The sequence below is a fragment of the Weizmannia acidilactici genome (assembly GCF_008974225.1).
GTDB classification, from domain to species: Bacteria; Bacillota; Bacilli; order Bacillales; family Bacillaceae_C; genus Weizmannia; species Weizmannia acidilactici.
This window is the reverse complement of the sequence record NZ_BKZR01000091.1, coordinates 1-1697: the sequence shown is the minus strand read 5'-3', so window position 1 is coordinate 1697 and position 1697 is coordinate 1. Positions and strand designations below refer to the sequence as shown.

General features: G+C 39.2%; 1 protein-coding gene. It reads left to right on the top strand.

Annotation, left to right across the window (positions count from 1 at the left end):
• The first annotated feature begins 67 nt into the window (after positions 1–67).
• Positions 68–1663 (top strand): IS1182 family transposase, encoded by a 1596-nt coding sequence (locus GBH70_RS16340; protein ID WP_151682006.1) that lies wholly within the window; start codon positions 68–70, stop codon positions 1661–1663.
• Positions 1664–1697 lie beyond the last annotated feature (34 nt).

Below are 1697 nucleotides of genomic sequence, written 5' to 3'. Positions count from 1 at the left end.
AAAAAAAAATCGCCCCTTTTGGTATAATTAAAGTAACACCAATAACTAACCAAAGGAGCGATTTTTTATGAAACATGATCATATTTCCTTCATTGATTATAACATGGACCAACTCATTTTACCATTGGATTTGGAGATTAAAATTCCCCCAAACCATCTTTCTCGCCTTGTTCATCAGGTCGTCGAACAGATTGATGACAAGATTCTTTATCGTGTTTATCCCGGAGGGGGACGAGCAGCCTATCATCCCAAAATGATGTTAAAAGTGATCCTCTATGCCTACACCAAAGGCATTTATTCTTCACGCAAAATCGCTTCCCAACTCCAAGAAAATATTTACTTCATGTGGTTGGCGAATTATCAACAACCGGATTTTCGTACAATTAACCGTTTCCGTTCGGAAAGAATGAAGGATATCATTTATGAAACCTTCTTTTCCATCGTGGATCTCCTCCATCAACAAGGGCTCATCCAATTGGAAGAATACTTTTTAGACGGAACCAAAATCGAAGCCAACGCCAATAAATACACGTTTGTTTGGCGGAAAGCAACAGAAAAATTTGACGCTAAACTCGATGAAAAGTACCGAACGATCGTGGCCGGAATCGAGGCCATAACCAAGGAAGATGAAAAAATTGAAGTTGAATCAAGTTTACAAGAGAGGTTGGATAAAAATCCTGTCACTTCTGAACAAATTAAAGACACCCTTAGTGTCCTAGAAAAAAGGTTAGAGACGGAACCCAAAAACAAAGCGATCAAAAAAGCCAAACGCCAACTTGAAAAAGATCTCTTACCTCGCAAGCAAAAATATGAGGCACAAAAAGAAATCTTCAACGGTCGAAATAGCTACTCAAAGACCGATAAAGATGCCACCTTCATGCGAATGAAAGAAGACCACATGAAAAACGGTCAACTTAAACCGGGGTATAATGTTCAAATAGGTACGGAGAATCAGTTCATTGTTGGATTTAGTTTGCATCAACGAGCGGGTGATCCGGGATGCCTTCAACCTCATTTCGGCATTCTCGAATCTTATGGCAGGCCAAAACCAAAAGCGCTTATTGCGGATTCAGGGTATGGCAGTGAAGAAAATTATGCTTTCTGTGACAAGAAGGAGATTGAGGCTTTCGTTAAATATAATACGTTAGATAAGGAACAAACAAAGAAATGGAAAAACCAAGTCGGACGAGTCGAAAATATGACCTACGATGAAGAGTTGGATGAGTGGGTTTGTGCCAATAATAAGCGATTGACATTTGCATACGAAAAGAAGCAAAAAACGGATAATGGTTATATCACTAAAAAACGAACTTATCGCTGTTTAGATTGTCAAGGGTGCCCTTTCCAAGAGATTTGTGCGAAAGGTAAAGATACGAAAACCATTTCAGTTTCTTTAGAAAATCAACAGCAACGGAGAGAGGTTCGAGAACGTTTAGCCACAGAAGAGGGAGACAAGCTTTATCGTAGGCGAAAATGCGATGTCGAACCCGTTTTTGGACAAATCAAGTATAACCGAGGTTTCCATAGATTTTTATTAAGAGGCCTTTCCAAAACGACGGTGGAATGGGGTCTAATTTGTGTTGCCCATAACTTAACAAAATGGGCAAACCAATTAAAACCGAAGGTTAAAAAAGAAGAAAACAATGATAAAAAGGTCGCATAAGAGGGGCCTTTTACCAGAAGGATACCCATAATTA

Bases quoted from the DNA above. Each gene is read 5' to 3' on its own strand.
- GBH70_RS16340 (WP_151682006.1), top strand. From the start codon at position 68: ATGAAACATGATCATATTTCCTTCATTGATTATAACATGGACCAACTC.